Raw genomic sequence first — 17,054 nt, forward strand, 5'->3', positions numbered from 1 at the left:
TCAGAACCGCTCGGCGTCCCCGGCCCGCACTGGTCCAGCAGCGAGCCCACCACCCGCACCACGAAATCGGGTACGCGATCCGGGAAATCGTGACCGGTTCCCTCCGGAATGCACACTCTCCACGCCGACCGGTGGAAGGACCATCGTCCCGTGGGAACCCGGTGGGCGCCATGCGCGGCGCCGGACCTCACCAGGCGCAACCGGGCGGGCCGACGCCGTGCGGACCCTGCCAGGAACCGACGGCGGCGGCGCCGACGCGTCACCGTCGCCCGCGCGCTCGCCGTCGGCCCGGCAGGTGCTCAGCGCCGGCCTCGGCCGAGCTTGGAACTCAGCACCGACAGGAAGGTCGGGAGCCGGGCCACCATGGATTCGGGAACCGGGGTGACCTGGACGGTGCCGACACCGGCGCCGATCCCACGAGGTCGGCCATCGCCCGCAAGCTCGACCAGCTCCGGGAGGCTCAGCAGGCCGGACAGCTGGCCCCCGCCTGGGACCCGGTCGATGTCCTCGCCCTGGTCAACCAGATCGCCACCACATGGGCCGCTCAGCCCGAGATCGTTGCCGTCTCCGCCGAACAGGCTGCGGACCCGTCCGTCGCCGCTCGCCGTGCCGCGGTGGTGGACGCGGTCGAACGCCTCTTCCCACGCGTGAAGCGGTGACGAGCCGGCTGGCCGGTCCGGGAGGGCTGCTCGGCACCGTGCACGCACCGCCACGAGGGCCGCGGCCGGTCGAGGAGCGCTTCCGCTCGACGACCAGGTCCCGGCCGTACGTCTCCAGGTTCCTCACGTCACCGCGGCCGGCGTCAGGCCCTCCAGCCGCTGACGTTCCTCGCGTCGCCGCGGGGTCTACTCGGCCTCGGACAGGTTGAAGAGGTTGTCGCGCTGGACCACGCACAGGGCCCAGATGATGAAGCCCGAGAGCGCAATCATCACGACCGACCACACCGGGTAGTACGGCAGGGAAAGGAAGTTGGCGATGATGACGAGTCCGGCGATGGCCACGCCGGACACGCGCGCCCACAGGGAGACCTTGAGCAGCCCGATGCTCACGATGACGGCGAGCACGCCGAGGGAGAGGTGGATCCAACCCCAGCTGGTCAGGTCGAACGCGAACGCGTAATTGCGGGTCGTGACGAAGATGTCGTCCTCGGCGACGGCCATGATGCCCCGGAAGATGTCGAGCAGGCCGACGAGGAAGAGCATCACGGCCGCGAAGGCTGTCAGGCCGGCTGCCCACTCCTGCTTCGTCGTATCAGCGGGCCGGGTATGTGTCGCGGTCATTTCGCGCCTCGATTCGTGGTGTGCCGATACTCAGCGACTGGGAGTGCGGGCGGTCGAACCGGCAGGCTCCGCCGGGCCATGGCCGGCCAGGACCAGTTCCTTCGCCCTGCGGAACTCCTCGTCGGTGATGTCACCTCGGGCGCGGATCTCGGACAGCTTGCTGAGTTCGTCGGCGCTGCTGTGTCGGCTCGTACCGCCCGCGGCCTCCCTGACGCGGGTGTCGAAGGCCTCCTGCTGTGCTCGGGCCTGCGCTATTTCCCGGCGACCCATGTTCTTGCCGCGGGCGACCACGTAGACGAAGACGCCCAGGAAGGGCAGCAGGACGGTGAACGCCAGCCAGCCGGCCTTCCCCCACCCGTTCATCTCGTCGTCGCGGAAGATGTCGAAGACGACGCGGAAGAGCAGGACGAACCACATGATCCACAGGAAGAAGAGGAGCATGCTCCAGAACACGCTCAACATGGGGTAGTCGTACGCCAGATACGTCTGCGTGCTCATATCTCTTCTCCGTCCCGGCGCTCGACGAGCCGCCGTCCTTTTGCGTGTTGCCCTCAGCGTGGACACGGCCGGGGACGGGTGGCCTCACCCGATGCGGGTGAACCTGCGGGCAGCGCCCCACTCGATGAACGCGCTCGTGCGGCAGGCCGCCGGAACGGCGGGGTTCGGTGTCAGGCCGTCCCGGATGGGGCCCGCGCCTCCGTGGGGTGCGTCCTTCGCAGTGCGGCCCGCCATGCGAGAGCGACCATCGCCTCGCCCAGGCCGAGCAGGATGAGCCACAGGCCGAGCAGCCTGGTCAGGGCGCGGGCCGACTCGGCCGGCAGTGCGAGCACCACGACCCCCGCGACGATGCCGAGCACCGCGGCGCCCAGGACGACGCCACGGTGTGGCAGATCCTCGGCGGCAAGGGCCGTATAGAGGGTGAGGATGCCGGACACCAGCCAGACGGCCCCGACGATCAGCGAGAGCGCGTTGATCGTCTGCAGCGGGTTCCGCAGGCACAGCACTCCGGCGAGGATGTAGAGCACGGCCAGGAGTAGCCCTGGGAGCCGTTCGTGCCCGGTCCGTGCGAAGACGTCCACGAAGCGGAACGTCCCGGTCACCAGCAGGTGAAGGCCGATGAGGACCGCCAGGACGTGCAGCGTCGCGTCCGGCCAGACCAGCACCAGTACGCCCAGCACCAGCGTCGTGACGGCCGAACCCAGAAGCCAGCTGCCCGAACGGCCGAGCCGTCCCAGTGCCTGGGCGGGATCGTCCGTCGGACCAGGGGCCGCCCCGTCGCGCTCCTGTTCCTCTCCGCTGCGTGATGCCGGACTACGCGGCATGGTCATGGCTCCTCCTCGTGTGATCGAACGGACGCTTGCGGACCGCGGACGGAACAGTGCGAAGGGGACGGTGTGAAGAGGGCGGTGTGCGAGGACCTGACCGCTCCAGGGTTGCGCTCGCCACCGGATGCCGGGTCACCCACCACGGGTGACCCGGCGACGCCGTGACGGTGAGGGAAGGCGCCCGCCGCCAGGTCGCTGAGGGCTCTCGCCCGGCACCGCATGCCCCGGTCCCGTCACTCCGGCAGCTGCCGCATCTCGAGGACATGCAGGCCCAGTGACTGGCAGCGTGCCAGCAGCCCGTACAGGTGTGCTTCGTCCACGACGGGGCCGAAGAGGACGGTCTGGCCGGACATCACCACATGGCCAAGCTCCGGAAAGGCTTTGGCCAGCGTCTCCGACAGGTGTCCCTCGACTCGGATCTCGTAGCGCACGAGCTGTCCTCCCATGGCGTGCGTGGGACGGGCGGACGGCACCCTCTTCCCACGATCGTGCGCCGGCGCTTCCCGTAGGGCCTCACCCGGTACAGGTGACCGTGGCCCGGCGGCGGACCCCGCGGGTCCGCGGCCTGTTGCGCCGGCCCCGCGCCGAACAACCGGGCATGCACGTGGGCGACCCGGAACACGATGCCGTTGCGTAACGGCGGCAGCCCCAGCCCTGTTCGGCGAGACAGGCACAGGCGGCCGGTGTCGAGAACCGCGGAGGCCGCGCACACGGCCCCGTACACGCTGGTGGCTCCCTGTGGACTCAGCGCGTCGACTCGGTCGCGCCGGCCGGAGTGTCGGTGCCCGGCTTGCGCGGACGACTGTCCCGGGCGCCGGGCAGGTGAGGTGTGACCAGGAAGCTGGCGACTGCGATGCCGCCGGTGGCCAGGATCGCCGCCTTGAGGCCGTCCAGCTGTGCGGATGCGTAGGAGTCCGCGACGGCGTCGACCTGGGACGACGGCAGGCCCGCACGCTCGGCCGCCGAGCGCACCTCATCGGTGGGGACGAAGGTGATCCCGGCCTCGAGAGCGACACCGACCTGCTCACAGGTCTGTTCGGACAGCTGTGGGTTGTCCTCCACCTGCGAGGTGAAGGCGTGGGCGAGCGCCCCGATGAGAATCGACCCGATGAGCGCGGTGCCCAGCGCGGAGCCCAGATTCTGTGCCGTGAACTGGAGTCCGCCTGCCTCACTGCGTTCGCCCTCGCCGACGCCGGACTGGACGACGTTGCCCAGTTGTGAGGCGAGCAGGCCGACGCCCACGCCCAGCAGGGCCATGGCTCCGGCGAACTGCGCGTCGTCGATGACCGGGTCGACGGTGGCGAGCAGCCACACGATGGCCCCCGCCAGGAGGGCCAGGGCCAGTCGGACGACCCGGCGCGGCCCCCACAGGCGTCCCAGCGAGGACGCGGAAAGGGAGGTCACCAGCATGGTGACGGACACGGGGAGCAGGCGCAGTCCCGTCTCGAAGGCGTCGAATCCCTGCACTACCTGCAGATACAGCGGGATGGTGAAGAACAGTCCCAGCAGGATGAGGTTCTGGCTCAGTAGCGTCATCAGGCCGGACCGCAGAACGGGCCTGCCCAGCAGGGACAGGTGTACGAGAGGGTCGGCGCCCTGGTTCTCCCGCCGCCGTTCCCAGTGTCGGAAGAGCGCCAGGACAGCCACCCCGGCGCCGACGAAGAACAGTGTCGGGGCGAAACCTAGGACGGTGAAGGGAGGATTGCGGGGCTCCACCCATCCCCAGGTGCTGCTCTGCAGTACGCCGAGCACGCACAGCCCCAGCCCGGCCGCGGAGAGCACCGCACCGACCCCGTCCAGCCGGGGGCGCGGGCCGGTCCGGGGCGAATCCGCGATCACCCGGCGGCACAGCAGGACGGCCGCGACGACCACGACCTCGCCGGCGAAGACCAGCCGCCAGGTCAGGTACGTCGTCACCCAGCCGCCCAGCAGCGGGCCGACCGCGATACCGGCGCCGGCGAGCCCGCCGATGACCGCGTAGGCGACGGCCCGGTCCCGCCCGCGGTAGGACTCCGCGACGAGGGCGGCCATGGCCGGCAGCACCATGGCGGCCCCGAGTCCCTCGATGACTGACCAGCCCAGCGTGAGGACCCACAGCGTGGGTGCCACGGCGGTCAGGGCAGACCCCACGCCGTAGACGACCAGCCCCAGAAGGAACATGCGGCGACGCCCCAGGATGTCCCCGAACCTGCCACCGATGATCATGAAAGCAGCCATGACCAGCGCATACAGGGTGATGACGCCCTGGATGGCGGTGACCTCCGTGTCGAAGTCCTCGACCAGCTGACTGATCGACACGTTCATGACCGCGGTGTCCAGGACCATGAGGAACTGGGCCGTACCCAGGACGATCAGAGCCCGCCAGTGCTTCACGCTGTCCACCTCGCCACATCGGCCGGTTCTCCGGCGGAGCCGGCCGGGCGGTGGCTTTCGCCGCCCGGCGCTCCTGTCCATCGCATCCCACGTACGCGCCTCGTGCCTCACCCGCCACGGGGGAAAGCGGCGTCCCGTGAAGTGCGGGGGCCGGAGCTGTCACCGAGGCACGTTCAGAGCAGGTGGAGGTCACGCGCGCGGCGCACGGCGTCGCCTCGCCGGTTCACGGCCAGCTTCCGGTAGACGCTCTTGAGGTGGGTCTTCACGGTGTTCACCGACACGTAGAGGTCGGCGGCGACCTCCTCCGTCGACATCATGCGGGCCAGCCGTTCCAGGACGTCGCGCTCGCGTCCGCTCAGCTCCACCTCGACGAGCGGCGGCGGGGACGGGGATTCCGGCCCGGACTGCCCGCCGTGTCGCGGCAGGCCGGGGGTGAGCCAGCCCGCTGCCAGCTCGTGGAGCGCAGGCGTGGCCAGGAGGGGCCGGATCCACGCTCCCGCATCGAGGAACGGACGTCGCAGCCGCTCCTGGCGGGCGTCGAGGAGCGCCTGGGTGACGAGCTTGCGGGCCGTGTCGGTGTCTCCCGCGCACTGCGCGGCCTGGGCTCTCACCAGCGCTGCCCTCACGGTCACCGCCGGGCCTGGCCGGCCGGCGGTGCGGATGCTGTCGAGCAGGCCGATGGCCGCCGAGGCACGGCCTGCGGCGACCTGGATGGCCGCGGCCTCCACGGCACACACCGGCTGGTCACCGGTCACGCCCTGGAGCACCTCGGCGGCTTCGTCCGGCCGTCCTTCGGCCAGGTGGGCGGCGGAGGCGAAGAGGGCTTCATATCCTGCCGCCCACGGTGAGACCACAGCGGCGGCGACGGCCGGGTCCGCCGCCTCCACGGCGGCTCTCGCCTTGCCTCTGACGAGCAGGAGGCGTGCCGTGGCGAGTGCGCGTCCTGCCGCCATCACCGGGTCACGTGTTCCCGGTGGCGGCTGGGCCGTCTCGTCGAGGAGGGCTTGGGCCCGGCCCAGCTCATGGCGGTCGACGGCCACGGCGGCCAGGACCAGCTGTCCGATGCCGGATCCGGACGGCCGGGGCAGGCCGGCCCGTTCCGCCTCGGGAACCGTCGCCAGAACCCTGCGCTCCGCCCGGCCGGGCCAGCCGTTCAGATAGTCGAGCAGGGCCAGGTGTTCGAGCGAGTCCTCGCGGGGCAGCGCGGTGGAGGCGCCGCCGGGGCTGCCGGCCGCCGCGGTCAGGGCGGCGCGGGCGTCCTCGAAGTGCCCGGCCCACAGGCGGGCGGAGCCCAGATGGGTCAGCAGGAGAGCGTTGAGTTCGGGATGCCTGTCCAGGAGGTGCGCCGGTAGTTCCTGCCGCAGTTCATCGGCCTTCTCGGCGGCCCGTTCGGCCAGTTCTGGACATCCGGCCAGCCGGGCGGCGAGCGCTTCGAGCAGCGCGAGGCTCAGTTTGGCGGCGGCCGGCTCAGGCGCGTCGTCGGCCAGGTGCTCCTCGGCGCTGCGCAGGCGGGCCAGTCCGCGGTCGAGGTCGTACCGGGAAAGGTCGCCGGCCGCGCGCACGAGGTCGGCTGCGGGGCTTCTGGCTTCGGGCCCCATAGGGGAGAACAGCTCGGTCAGGTCACCCGAGCGCAGACCGGTGAAGAGCTGTCCGATCGCCAGGTCGTCGACGAGGGCGCCGGCGGCGAAGTCCCAGTCGCTTGCGGCAGCCCCGTGGGCGAGTGTCTCCGGCAGGAATTCGCACCGGCGCAGCCAGTGTGCGGCCCGCCGGTGGAGTTCCGGTTCCAGGCCGGGCAGGCGCTCGCGCAGATGAGCCCGGAGTATCTCCCCGAACAGCGGATGCAGCTGGTACCACGAGTGCCCGAGGTGCTCCACGAACGCGTTGGCGCGGTGCAGCCGGGCGAGAACGACCTCGGCATCGGTTCGCAGGGTCAGCGCGTTGGCCAGCTCGGGACAGAAACGCTCCAGGACGCTGACGCGCAGCAGCAGGTCCTGTGTCTCCTCCGGCTGTCCCTTGAGTACCTCCGCCAGCAGGAAGTCCGCGACCGTGGTGCGGTCCGCCTCGAACTCCTTCAGGTAGAGCTCCGGGTCGGCGCTCTCCCGAGCGGCCAGGGCGGACAGACGCAAGCCGGCGGCCCAGCCGCGGGTGCGGTCCACCAGGGCGCCCGCGGCGTGGAGCGGGAGGCTCAGACCGTGCAGCTCAAGGAGTGCGACGGCCTCCTCGGAGGTGAAGGCCAGCTCGGCGGCGCGGACTTCCGTCAGCTCGCCGGCCGCCCGGTAGCGGTGCAGCGGCAGCAGGGGTTCGGTCCGGGTGACGAGGACGAGGTGCAGGCCCCGCCCGGCGTGGTGCAGGACGAACTCCAGCTGCTCCGTGACCTCCGTGGTGGTCAGGCGGTCGTACTCGTCGAGCACGAGGATCACGGGCTGGTCGCGGTCGTTCAGCTCGGCGGCGAGTGTCGCCAGCAGCCTCTGGTCCACCCCTGTCGCGTCCGAGGGGGGCTCGACGGCTTCGGAGGCCGGTGCGCCCCAAGCGTGCAGAGCCTGAAGGACGTATGCCCAGAACACGCCGGGACGCCGGTCCCCCACTTCGACGGTGAGCCAGGCGACGGGCTGCCGCTGTCCGGCGGCCCAGTCCGCGGTGAGCAGGGTTTTGCCGGCTCCGGCCGCCCCGTTGACCAGGGTCAGCGGCGTCTCGCGAGCCTGGTCGAGGTGGTCGACGAGCCGCTGCCGCCGCAGGAACGTGGCGGGCCTGGCCGGAAGGGCGAACCGGGTGCGCAGGAACGGGTCTCCCCGGGGATCGGCGAAGGGAACCGCCGGAACCACTGGAACTGCCGGAACTGCCGGATCGGTCGGTCCTCGGGCGCTCTCGTAGATCTCGGCCACGGCGCTCATCACCCCTGTCCGCCAGGGTCACGTCACGGGCGGCGCTCCCTCCTCCAGCATCCCAGCCTCGGCCCCGCGGCGCGCGGCACGCCGGCCACTGGCCTGTTCACCAGCCCTTATGCCCCTGCCGGCAGGGATGGTGCACGCCGCCGGTCAGGCTGCCGGCAGTTCCTCCGCGGGGAGCCGGCCCGCGCGCACCGCGTCGGCCAGGGCCTGGTGGTCGCGCTCGTTCTGGTCCGCGTACGACTCCGCGAAGGTGGCGAGTGCACGGTCGAACGAGTCGCCGCCTCCCAGGTACGCGGCGATGGCGACACGGTCGCCGGACCGCGCGTGCGCACGAGCCAGCGTGGCCCCGCACAGTTCGCCGAACGCGCGCATGTCCTTGGGCCGCATCCGCTCCGGCATGGCGATGCCCTTCCAGTCGCGCAGCTGGCGGACGTAGAAGTCGCGTTGCTTGCCGTCGATCCCGTCCACCCGCTCCCAGCCGAGGAAGATGTCGCTGGTGGCCTGCATCAGCCGCTGGCCCGAGACGACCCGCTCGCCCTGATTGCGGTACCGGCTCGGGCCGACGTGTGCGGCGAGCACCGAGGTGTCGGCCTCCTTGGCCTGGAGGAAGAGCGGGTCCTGGTCGTCCCGGCCGAGGAGCAGGAAGATCCAGCACCGGGTTCCGACGCTGCCGACGCCGACCACCTTGCGGGCGACGTCGGCCAGTCGGTAGTCCTCCAGGAGCGTGCGCCGGTCGGAGGCGAGAGTGCGTCCGTACCGCTCGATCAGAGCGCGGAACTGGCGCTCCAGCGCACTGCGTTCCACGTCCGGCAGCAGGTCCTGGGCCGGGACGAGGAGCGGGGGATCCGCCGCGATCCTCGGCCGGCCGTCGACCGTCTCGGTGAGCTTGTCGAAGGCCTGGAGGCTGTCGCGGGTGCGGGCCTTCGCCAGCGCGCGGGCCAGGTTCTTCCGGCCCTGCTTCGTCGCGTGGAGCCGGCCCGAGGCCAGTGATTCGAGGAGGTCAGCGTCGATCTTCGTGTACCAGACGTCGAGGTTGCCCGTCGCCGCGAAGCGGATCATCGCCTTGCGGTAGGAGCGGACCGTGGCACTGACGATGCGGGCGCGTTCGTCGTCGTCGAAGCCGTTCGCCCGGCCAGCGATGACGAGGCTCGCCGAGAGGCGCTTGACGTCCCACTCCCAGGGTCCCGGCAGCGTCTCGTCGAAGTCGTTGATGTCGAACACCAACTGCCGTTCCGGCGAGGCGAGCAGACGGAAGTTCAACAGGTGCGCGTCCCCGCACAGCTGGGCCGTGAGTCCCGAACTCGGGCTGCCCGCCAGGTCGGAGGCCATGATCGCGGCGGCGCCACGGTAGAAGCGGAACGGGGACTCCGTCATCCGGGCGTAGCGGATCGGGACGAGTTCGGGCACTCGTGCCTCGGACTGGGCCTGAAGGATCGCCAGCGGGTCCGGCCGGTCGGGAGCGGGCTTGTACACGGCGTGGTCCGACCGCGGTGTGCGGCGCCGTAGCTCCTTGCCGAGAGCCGCACGCTCCTCCGGCGTGGTGTGGGGTGCGGCGCGCATGGCCGTGGTCGCGTTCTGGGACATCCGAGACGCTCCTGCCTGATGCTGCGGCCAAGGAGAGGCCTGCGGCACAGGGCCCGTCGTGCGGGCGGTCAGCTCCTTGGCCTTCTGTCCGATGGCGGCCGGGCCGCGCGGATCATCGACGCTGATGACAGCCGCTGTCAGCTTTGCGTCTCGATCTCGGCATCGGCGACGGCGATGGCGATGCCGAACGCCGTGGCGATGTTACCCGCTGCCGTCATCACGCGGGCGGTGCCCACGATGGGTGCGATGGCGACCAGGACGTCCTGCAGTTGTTCGACGGTCAGGCCGGCTCTGACGGCGGGGTCGATATGGGCCGCGTAGGAGATGGGCGGGGCGTCCGAGGCGGCGAGTGCCGCGATGCGTGTCAGGACGAGCAGGTCCGGGGCCATCCCGCACCGCTCGATCGAGTCGACCGTCATGGCGGCGAGGGTGTCCAGGACGGGGGTGTCCGAAGCAGTGGACATGGCGTGCCCTCCTGGGGTGTCGGGCGCGGGGGTGTGACGCGGCGGGAGCCGAGTTCCGCACCTGTGGGGCCTCTCCCCAACCGTAGGTCCCATCCGGGACTCGCGCTCATCGCGCGCCGACGGTTCGCGACGCCCCGGCGGCCGGTTGATCACTGGGTCATGGGTCCCTGGTGGCCGAGCCGACGGGTGCTCCCTACCGTTCCGGCACCCGGCGCCGTGGCTCGCCTGCTCCAGCGGCCATCGTCGGTCACGTGCCCGCACGTGCGGCGGCGTCACCATGACCTGCCCGGATGGCTTGCGCTCTGTCCATCAAGAACCTTCCGCCCCTGCCCTCGGCGTGCGCAGCGAAGCGGGGAGGACGAGATTGGAGGTAGCCCGACCGGCCGGAGACGACGAACGGCGCTGGTGCGGGGCGGATCGACACCGAGACCGTATACGGATCGGAGACACCATGAAGGACCTCAAGTTCGAGCAGAAGCGCTCCCTGTCACGCTTTGAGGCCGCTGATCAGCTCACGGCACTGGCCACCGCGCTGCGGGACGGCGGGGAGGCTGAGCTGGAGTTGGGCTCGGGAACGCTGAGCCTGCGGATACCCGATGACCTTCACAGCGAGATGGAGGTCGAGATCGGTGGTGGGCAGATCGAGCTGGAGATCGAGTTGAAGTGGCCGACCACGCCGACCCGGGCAGCGCCGACGCGGACGGCCGCAGCCTCGGAGAAGGCCACGCCGCGCAAGAACACGGCCGCGAAGCCGGGGTCCAGCGCTACGAGCGGCAACAGGATCAAGGGTGCCAAGCGGCCCGTGGCGAAGAAGCCCTCAGCCGCGCGAGGAACCGAGGACTGACAGGACCATCACGCCACATTCCGTGATCTCCCGGCTACTTGTCGCGCTCGGACGCATCCGACTCTCTCAGGACTCCGAGGCCCCCTCGATGCGAGCTGAGAGTCTGCGGCCAGGGCAAGAGGAGGGGCGAGAATTCCCGTTCGTCACCATTAGTGATCGCTCGCGGCCGGCGGGCCGTCGTAGCGGAAGGATCCCTAGTGGGCGGCCCCTTCCTCGTCCTCATCCCTGTCGCGTTCTGTGCGGCGCTGCTCCGCCAGGCACGCACCGTCCTGGAGTTGGCCGCCCTCGACGGCCGCGACCCCACGGCCCGCGCCCGCGCACGCGAACTCCTCGTCCTCCAGGGCGTGTACGAGGACACCGGGCAGGCGCAGCACGCGCTCGCCCGCACAGGACCCGACGCCGGCGCACCCGTCCGCTGGAAGCGATGGGCGGCCCTGTGGCACGTCACCCTGCGGATGGCTCACCTCCTCGGCGTGCTCACGCCAGGCGACGCGGGCCAGACACCGGGTCGGCGCCTACGCCGGGTCACCGTCCAAGCCTGGCGGTGGGTGCTCCTCGGCACGGCCTTCCTGGTCGGAGTGGTAGCCCCGCTCGTCTGGCTCCCGTACATGGCAGTGACCTACCAACGCGCCGACGCCCGTCTGACAGACCGCGCCCTCGCCTATTACTTCGCCGACACCGCATCCGCCCGCCGCAACCGGACGTCCCGCCCCGAACCGGAGGTGGTGGCGGGCGCACTCCGCGAGCTTCTCTCCCTCCTCGTGCCGCTCGCGGTGACCGCCGTGACCATCCTGACCGGGCTGCGCCTCGCCGACAGCCGATGGCCGGTCCTCGGCATCACCCTGGCCACGGCATCCGCCGCGGTAGGCGCACTCTGGTACCGGCGCCACCACCGACGCCGCCCCCCAACTGACCACCTTCTTGCTCGCCGACGCGGTACTGATCGACGTCGCGGGTGGCCCCAGCGCACGATCGGGGTAGTGTCGGGCGATGCCCGAGCTGAAGCTGCTGCATGTCGGCCATGCCCCGGCGGTCCTGGCGTTCGAGCTGGCGAACCGCAGCTACTTCGCCGCGTCGATCCCCGACCGCGGCGACGACTTCTTCGACCAGTTCACCAACCGGTACGACGCCTCGCTGGCCGAGCAAGAGGCCGGCATCTGCGCCTTCTACGTGCTCGTCGCCGAGGACGGCTCGGTACTCGGCAGGTTCAACCTCTACGACTTGGAGGACGCCACCGCCAGACTCGGTTACCGGGTCGCGGAGCGGGTCGCCGGCCGAGGTGTGGCGACCACGGCCGTCCGGGAGCTATGCCGGACGGCGACAGCGGGGCACGGCCTGCGCACACTGCGGGCGGCCACCTCCCACGACAACGCCGCGTCCCAGAAGGTCTTGACCAAGGCCGGGTTCGTCCCGGTTGGCCCTGCCACCCCGGCCGATCTCGGCGGCAAGTCCGGCACCTGGTACGAGCGTGACCTCCAGCCATAGAACTTGATCTTGCTCGTGGGCCGGCCGGCTGCGGCAGGCTGCGGCCACCGCGATCATCGGTACGGTTCACCCGCGAGCTGCTACCCGAGTTGACCGCGGCACTGCGGGACACCGCCGGACGGGCCGACGCCGACCTGGCAGCGGCCGACCTGGCGGCCGACGCGGGACCTCAGATCCCCGAGTAGACCCACAGCCGTATGCGAGACCGCACCGTTCATCCGCACGGAGCGGAGACCACGGGGTCGCGGCAGAACAAGAGGGCTACAGCAGGCTCGTCGACAGGTCGGTGACGAAGTCGGCCTCGCAGGCCGGGAGTTGCCGCCGGCCGCGCGCAGGCAGTACGGCCAGTTCCTGGAACGGTCGGGAGATGGCCCCCCGTGCCGAACTTGCCTGCCACTCCCCCACGCTCGCCGCCTCGGTGCTGTCGGTGGACGCCGTGCTCCACCTGAACGGGACGACGGGAGCCACCTGGGCCCTCGGCCGACGACGGGCCCTGCGCCGCGTCACCGATGGTGCCCGCAAGTCTGCCCGAACGGCCCTGGCGTACCTGCCGCGTGAACGGCAACGTGGCGGGACTGTACACGGCTGAGGGCGAGGGAGAGCGGCGATGCGGGCGCGGCAGGACACGCAGGATCAAGGCCCGCAACAGGAACGGGACCGGCGTCCGGCCTCGGTCCGGTCAGCCGCCGCGAGCACCGCCGCATCGGGTCGAATCGGCGAGCTGTCGCCTGCTGCCCTCGGCGTGCTCCAGCGAACGGTGGGCAACCGGGCACTGGCTCAGCTCGTCGCCGACGAACGCCACGAACACGGTCCGGGCTGCGGACACTCGGACGGCACGGCCGTCCAGCGCGCCCCCGAGGTCGACGCGGTGTTGCGCAGTGGGGGCCGTCCACTTGACGCGCCGCTGCGGCAGGAGATGGAGGCCCGGCTCGACGCCGACTTCGGCGACGTACGTCTGCACGTCGACAGTGCTGCCCGCCGGTCGGCCGCCCAGCTCGGGGCCCGTGCCTACACCTCCGGCAGCCATGTGGTCATCGGTGAGGGCGGAGGCGACAAGCACACCCTGGCCCATGAGCTGACCCATGTGATCCAGCAGCGAAGCGGGCCGGTCGCGGGCACCGACACCGGCGACGGGCTGCGGGTCAGCGCACCCGGCGACCCCTTCGAGCGGGCCGCCGAGGCCAACGCCGCCCGGGTGATGTCGGGACCCGCGCCCGTGCAGCGGAGCGCCGGCCTCGGGGAGGGAGTGGCATCCGAACGGGGGCGGACGGGCGAGGGTTCCGGTCGGCGGCGGCAGGTCCAGCGCGTCGCCTACAACACGAACGCCGTGCCGCAGGGCTCGTTCATCTACCCCGTCGTGGACTCCGTGGGCAGGACGACGTCCATCGAGATGATCAGCGACGGCTCACTGACCGGCTCGCCCCCGGCCGTCGACCCCACAGGGTACGGCTACATCCGCCAGCTCGGTCTCACGAACTTCTGGATCCGTTTCCATCTCATCAATATGCAGGCCGGCGGTCCCGGAACGCAGAACAACCTGGTGCCCGCCTCCAAACGGGACAACAGCCGGTACGAGGCCGGCGTCGAGAGCGTGCTGAAGCGCGAGCTGGTCACCGTGGCAGCCGCGAACTCCGCCATGGCGTGGAACGCTCCGCGCCACTACGTCTACTTCGGCGTCGACGTGAACTACGGGACGGCCGACCCCCAGACCTCGCAGTACCAGCAGTCCTTCGCCCCGTACTTCGTCCGGTCTCTCACCATCAATTTCAAGCGGTACGACCCCACGATCGGCGTCTGGCAGGTCCTGGCCGCCTCGCTCCCGTTCGCCTTCACGGACCCTCAGCCGACCTACTTCGGCCAGGCGCTGGCCGCCGCCACCATGACCCTCCCGGATCTGGTGCAGGTCACCGCGAACCGCAGATGGGACGCGGACGACGTCGTCTTCCTCCAGTCGATCGGCGCGGGCGGCCCCCGCCGCGGGGAGTTCCAGGGCCTCGTGGACCAGGCCGGTGCTCTCGGGGCCACGGAGTCCGTGATCCACACGTTCTCCCAGATGCCGTTCCGGCCGCCCAGGCAGGGCGGCCGGGGCCAGCAGCGAGGTGCCGTCACGTTCGCCGAGCGCATCAACAGCGACGCGCAGCTCGCCACCTTGGCCAATCTGATCGCTACCGGAAGAATCACCACCTGACCGGCAGCCGCCCGCATCGCAAGGGTGGCGCACTCACTCACGAGGAAGGGAGCCTTCGTTGGCGAGTCTGTGGCGGGTGCGCGTCACGCGCGTGAGCGACAACACCGTCGAGCTGACCCTGTCCGCGATCCATCCCGACGCCGGGGAACCGTCCGCGTCCGCCGCCTTCGCGATGCGACTGCTGGCCGACACCGACCCCGAACGCCTGGACCGCGAGGCCGGGCCGGGAGCGTACTGGGACCCGGTCGCCCTGGCCGAGTACGCAGACCGGGTGATCGCGGCGGTCTCCGTGACCGCCCGGCGCCGCCTGCCCTTCGACGAGGACGCGGCTCGGCGTGCTGTCGAGGCCGAACTGCGCGCACGCGGCCTCGACCCGGCCGACGCCACCGCCTGGCAGGCGGCCTTCCTGGACGCCTGGCGAGCACTGTGGCAGGACCCCGACCGAGTTCCGTCCGCCGACCTCGAGATCCGGGCGACCGACGTGTCGTGGCTGGCGGGAATCGTCCAGGGGCGGGAGTGGGACACGGCGGCGTACGGCTGAGCGGCACCGCAACCCTCGGGGGTGACTCCGAGGGAGGGCCCGAGGGAGAGGCTGCGCCCGGCCGGCCCCTGGAGGCTGGGCGCTGACTGAGCAAGGCTTCCGCTATGGGCGGATCACTGCCAGGGGTGGTTCGTACCCGACCCGCGCGCGAAGCCTGCTGCCATGTCCGCGACGACTTCGGCCTCCCTGGGCGTGAGAGAGAAGTGGTCCCCGGGGAACGAGCGCAGTTCGAAGCGGCCCGGGGCGGCGAGTTCGGACCAGGCGAGGACGTGGTCGAGCAGGCAGCTCGGGTCGTCCTGTCCGACGTACGCGGTGATCGGTGCCCTGACCGGAGTCGGATGCGGGGGCTGGTAGCCCTCGATGGGCGGTAGTCGGCCCGGAGGGCGGGCAGCAGCAGATCACGTAGCTCCGGGATGTCGTAGACCTCCGAGTGCAGATCTCCGAGGTGCCGGACGCGAGTGATCAGGGTTTCGTCGTCGGCACGGTGCAGCGCCATGCGTTCGGCCCGCCGGGGGGTTTCGTGGGCGGAGACCAGCAGGTGTTCGGGGACGATGCCGCGGGCCTCCAGTCGCAGGGCCAGCTCGTAGGCGACGCAGGCGCCAGGGTCGGCGCCCCCGGCCGCCGAGGCTCACATGCCAGTCGGAGCCTGGAATCCGCCACGCCGGTGCACCCGGAACCGCTTCTTGGCGTCGTAGCTCGTATGCGGTCTGCACGGTCTGGCGCTGTCGATCGGTCACGACGAGTCTGTAGTCGCTGCCTTCCTGCAAGTTCGGCCCCGCCGACCGCACCCGCACCCGTGGCACCCACGGCTCGGTCAGCCCCGACGCCCTGGGCCTGCCGGGCTCCGCGTCCGACGCAGCCAGGACGTCACCCGCCGTCACGTTCGCAAATACTTGGCCAGCCACATGATTGCTGTTACGGTTAATCATGTGGCCAGCCACACTCTTAGGTCACAGGAATGGAGTCACCATGAAAGCGATCGTTTTCGACCAGTTCGGCGGCCCGGACGTGCTGCACGAGGCGGACATCGAGGTCCCGCAGCCGGGCCCCGGCCAGGTCCGGGTCCGCGTGAAGGCCGCCGGGCTGAACGCGCTGGACGGCAAGATCCGCTCCGGGATGATCGAGGCCGTCCGCCCGACGACCTTCCCGGCCGTCCCCGGTGGCGAGTTCGCCGGCGTGGTGGACGCCCTGGGTGAGGGCGTGAGCGACGTGCGGGTCGGCGACGAGGTGGTGGGCTGGTCGGACACCGGCTCGTACGCCCAGTACGCACTGGCCACCACCGTGGCCCCCAAGCCCGCCGACCTCGACTGGCAGGACGCGGTCGCGCTGCCGGTGGCCGGCGAGACGGCCGAGCGGGTCCTGAACCTGCTGGGTGTCTCCGCCGGGGAGACCGTGCTGATGCACGGCGCGTCCGGGGCGGTGGGAACCCTGGCGGTCCAGCTCGCCACGGCTCGCGGAGCACGCGTGATCGCCACCGCGGGCCCCTCCAACCAGGACTACCTCGCCTCGCTCGGCGCCACCGCGACCGTGTACGGCGAGGGCCTGGTCGAGCGGGTGCGGGCGCTGGCCCCCGACGGCGTGGACGCGGTGTTCGATCTGGCCGGGAAGGGAGCCCTGGAAGACTCGATCGCACTGAAGGACGGCACCGAGCGCATCGTCACCATCGCCGACTTCGGTGCACGGCAGCTGGGCATCACCTTCTCCCAGGGGACCCAGGAACGTTCGACCGCCCACCTCGCCGCGCTGGCCCAGGACGCCGCGGCCGGCAAGCTCGTCACCACCGTCACCGCCTACCCGCTCGACCAGGCGGCCACGGCCCAGCAGGTCAGCGACGCCGGGCACGTGCGGGGCAACCTCGTCCTGACCGTCGACTGACCACGGCGTCCCCTTCGTCGCCCTGCGCCCGGGGGCGTTCCTCGACCAGGTCGCGAGCATGGCGGGCGACCCGGTCGACAAGGGCCGCATGCTGTGGATCGGCAAGGCCATCGTCCCGCTGACCTTCGTCCGCACCTCCGATCTCGCGGCGTACCTGGCGGCCGCGGTCGACGTCGCGGCCGAGGCCGGTGAGCGGATCGACATCGG

16 protein-coding genes and 1 pseudogene are annotated in these 17,054 nt (G+C 71.2%); 6 read left to right on the plus strand and 11 right to left on the minus strand.

Features of this window, described 5'->3' with window-relative positions; all coding sequences use genetic code 11:
* Window positions 1–170: 170 nt before the first annotated feature.
* Entirely contained in the window at window positions 171–659 is a 489-nt protein-coding gene (locus BZL64_RS39745) for a hypothetical protein (protein ID WP_158101505.1), read from the plus strand.
* A gap of 186 nt (window positions 660–845) precedes the next feature.
* Here BZL64_RS39745 and BZL64_RS05330 read toward each other — a convergent pair whose 3' ends face one another.
* The 8 genes from BZL64_RS05330 to BZL64_RS05365 all read right to left on the minus strand — a co-directional run bounded on the left by BZL64_RS05330 (window position 846) and on the right by BZL64_RS05365 (window position 9,914).
* Entirely contained in the window at window positions 846–1,280 is a 435-nt protein-coding gene (locus BZL64_RS05330; protein ID WP_086766656.1) for a DUF7144 family membrane protein, read from the minus strand.
* Between the two features lie 30 nt (window positions 1,281–1,310).
* Window positions 1,311–1,778: an SHOCT domain-containing protein gene (locus tag BZL64_RS05335; RefSeq protein ID WP_086766658.1), complete on the minus strand. Its 468-nt coding sequence runs from the start codon at window positions 1,776–1,778 to the stop codon at window positions 1,311–1,313.
* Window positions 1,779–1,948: 170 nt separating this feature from the next.
* Window positions 1,949–2,608, minus strand: a complete 660-nt coding sequence (locus tag BZL64_RS05340; protein ID WP_086766660.1) for an HdeD family acid-resistance protein — start codon at window positions 2,606–2,608, stop codon at window positions 1,949–1,951.
* 230 nt (window positions 2,609–2,838) lie between these two features.
* Entirely contained in the window at window positions 2,839–3,036 is a 198-nt protein-coding gene (locus BZL64_RS05345; protein WP_073491531.1) for a hypothetical protein, read from the minus strand.
* A gap of 313 nt (window positions 3,037–3,349) precedes the next feature.
* Window positions 3,350–4,978, minus strand: a complete 1,629-nt coding sequence (locus tag BZL64_RS05350; protein ID WP_086766700.1) for an MFS transporter — start codon at window positions 4,976–4,978, stop codon at window positions 3,350–3,352.
* A gap of 173 nt (window positions 4,979–5,151) precedes the next feature.
* Window positions 5,152–7,869 (minus strand): winged helix-turn-helix domain-containing protein, encoded by a 2,718-nt coding sequence (locus BZL64_RS05355; protein WP_086766662.1) that lies wholly within the window; start codon window positions 7,867–7,869, stop codon window positions 5,152–5,154.
* A 144-nt stretch (window positions 7,870–8,013) separates the two neighbouring features.
* Window positions 8,014–9,450 carry a DUF2252 domain-containing protein gene (locus BZL64_RS05360; protein ID WP_086766664.1) on the minus strand — a complete coding sequence of 479 codons (1,437 nt, stop codon included), beginning with the start codon at window positions 9,448–9,450 and terminating at the stop codon, window positions 8,014–8,016.
* A gap of 137 nt (window positions 9,451–9,587) precedes the next feature.
* Complete coding sequence (locus BZL64_RS05365; RefSeq protein ID WP_086766668.1) at window positions 9,588–9,914, minus strand: carboxymuconolactone decarboxylase family protein; 327 nt, start codon at window positions 9,912–9,914, stop codon at window positions 9,588–9,590.
* Window positions 9,915–10,365: 451 nt separating this feature from the next.
* Here BZL64_RS05365 and BZL64_RS05370 point away from each other — a divergent pair, with 451 nt between their 5' ends.
* Window positions 10,366–10,758: an amphi-Trp domain-containing protein gene (locus tag BZL64_RS05370; protein ID WP_086766670.1), complete on the plus strand. Its 393-nt coding sequence runs from the start codon at window positions 10,366–10,368 to the stop codon at window positions 10,756–10,758.
* 194 nt (window positions 10,759–10,952) lie between these two features.
* Here BZL64_RS05370 and BZL64_RS05375 read toward each other — a convergent pair whose 3' ends face one another.
* Window positions 10,953–11,132 carry a hypothetical protein gene (locus BZL64_RS05375; RefSeq protein WP_086766672.1) on the minus strand — a complete coding sequence of 60 codons (180 nt, stop codon included), beginning with the start codon at window positions 11,130–11,132 and terminating at the stop codon, window positions 10,953–10,955.
* A gap of 616 nt (window positions 11,133–11,748) precedes the next feature.
* Between BZL64_RS05375 and BZL64_RS05385 the strand changes: the two genes are divergently transcribed.
* A complete protein-coding gene (locus BZL64_RS05385; protein ID WP_086766676.1) occupies window positions 11,749–12,243 on the plus strand; it encodes a GNAT family N-acetyltransferase in 495 nt (164 codons plus the stop codon).
* A 261-nt stretch (window positions 12,244–12,504) separates the two neighbouring features.
* Here BZL64_RS05385 and BZL64_RS05390 read toward each other — a convergent pair whose 3' ends face one another.
* Window positions 12,505–12,711 (minus strand): hypothetical protein, encoded by a 207-nt coding sequence (locus tag BZL64_RS05390; RefSeq protein WP_086766677.1) that lies wholly within the window; start codon window positions 12,709–12,711, stop codon window positions 12,505–12,507.
* Between the two features lie 274 nt (window positions 12,712–12,985).
* Here BZL64_RS05390 and BZL64_RS05395 point away from each other — a divergent pair, with 274 nt between their 5' ends.
* On the plus strand, window positions 12,986–14,431 hold the full coding sequence (locus tag BZL64_RS05395) for an eCIS core domain-containing protein (RefSeq protein WP_425276012.1): 1,446 nt from the start codon (window positions 12,986–12,988) through the stop codon (window positions 14,429–14,431).
* Window positions 14,432–14,489: 58 nt separating this feature from the next.
* On the plus strand, window positions 14,490–14,972 hold the full coding sequence (locus tag BZL64_RS40500) for a hypothetical protein (protein ID WP_208639367.1): 483 nt from the start codon (window positions 14,490–14,492) through the stop codon (window positions 14,970–14,972).
* Between the two features lie 331 nt (window positions 14,973–15,303).
* Here BZL64_RS40500 and BZL64_RS42125 read toward each other — a convergent pair.
* Window positions 15,304–15,561, minus strand: a pseudogene (locus BZL64_RS42125) (thioesterase II family protein); the annotation flags it as partial.
* 380 nt (window positions 15,562–15,941) lie between these two features.
* On the opposite strand from BZL64_RS42125, the gene BZL64_RS05405 reads away from it, so the two are divergent.
* Complete coding sequence (locus BZL64_RS05405) at window positions 15,942–16,847, plus strand: NADP-dependent oxidoreductase (protein WP_086766681.1); 906 nt, start codon at window positions 15,942–15,944, stop codon at window positions 16,845–16,847.
* Window positions 16,848–17,054 lie beyond the last annotated feature (207 nt).

This window comes from Streptomyces bobili, assembly GCF_002154575.1.
GTDB lineage: Bacteria > Actinomycetota > Actinomycetes > Streptomycetales > Streptomycetaceae > Streptomyces > Streptomyces bobili.

What these genes read in the sequence shown, in the direction of transcription:
- BZL64_RS05385 (WP_086766676.1), top strand. Translation starts at nt 11,749, where the DNA reads ATGCCCGAGCTGAAGCTGCTGCATGTCGGCCATGCCCCGGCGGTCCTG.
- BZL64_RS05370 (WP_086766670.1), top strand. Translation starts at nt 10,366, where the DNA reads ATGAAGGACCTCAAGTTCGAGCAGAAGCGCTCCCTGTCACGCTTTGAG.
- BZL64_RS05330 (WP_086766656.1), bottom strand. Translation starts at nt 1,280, where the DNA reads ATGACCGCGACACATACCCGGCCCGCTGATACGACGAAGCAGGAGTGG.
- BZL64_RS05365 (WP_086766668.1), bottom strand. Translation starts at nt 9,914, where the DNA reads ATGTCCACTGCTTCGGACACCCCCGTCCTGGACACCCTCGCCGCCATG.
- BZL64_RS05405 (WP_086766681.1), top strand. Translation starts at nt 15,942, where the DNA reads ATGAAAGCGATCGTTTTCGACCAGTTCGGCGGCCCGGACGTGCTGCAC.
- BZL64_RS05335 (WP_086766658.1), bottom strand. Translation starts at nt 1,778, where the DNA reads ATGAGCACGCAGACGTATCTGGCGTACGACTACCCCATGTTGAGCGTG.
- BZL64_RS05340 (WP_086766660.1), bottom strand. Translation starts at nt 2,608, where the DNA reads ATGACCATGCCGCGTAGTCCGGCATCACGCAGCGGAGAGGAACAGGAG.
- BZL64_RS05355 (WP_086766662.1), bottom strand. Translation starts at nt 7,869, where the DNA reads ATGAGCGCCGTGGCCGAGATCTACGAGAGCGCCCGAGGACCGACCGAT.
- BZL64_RS05360 (WP_086766664.1), bottom strand. Translation starts at nt 9,450, where the DNA reads ATGTCCCAGAACGCGACCACGGCCATGCGCGCCGCACCCCACACCACG.
- BZL64_RS39745 (WP_158101505.1), top strand. Translation starts at nt 171, where the DNA reads ATGCGCGGCGCCGGACCTCACCAGGCGCAACCGGGCGGGCCGACGCCG.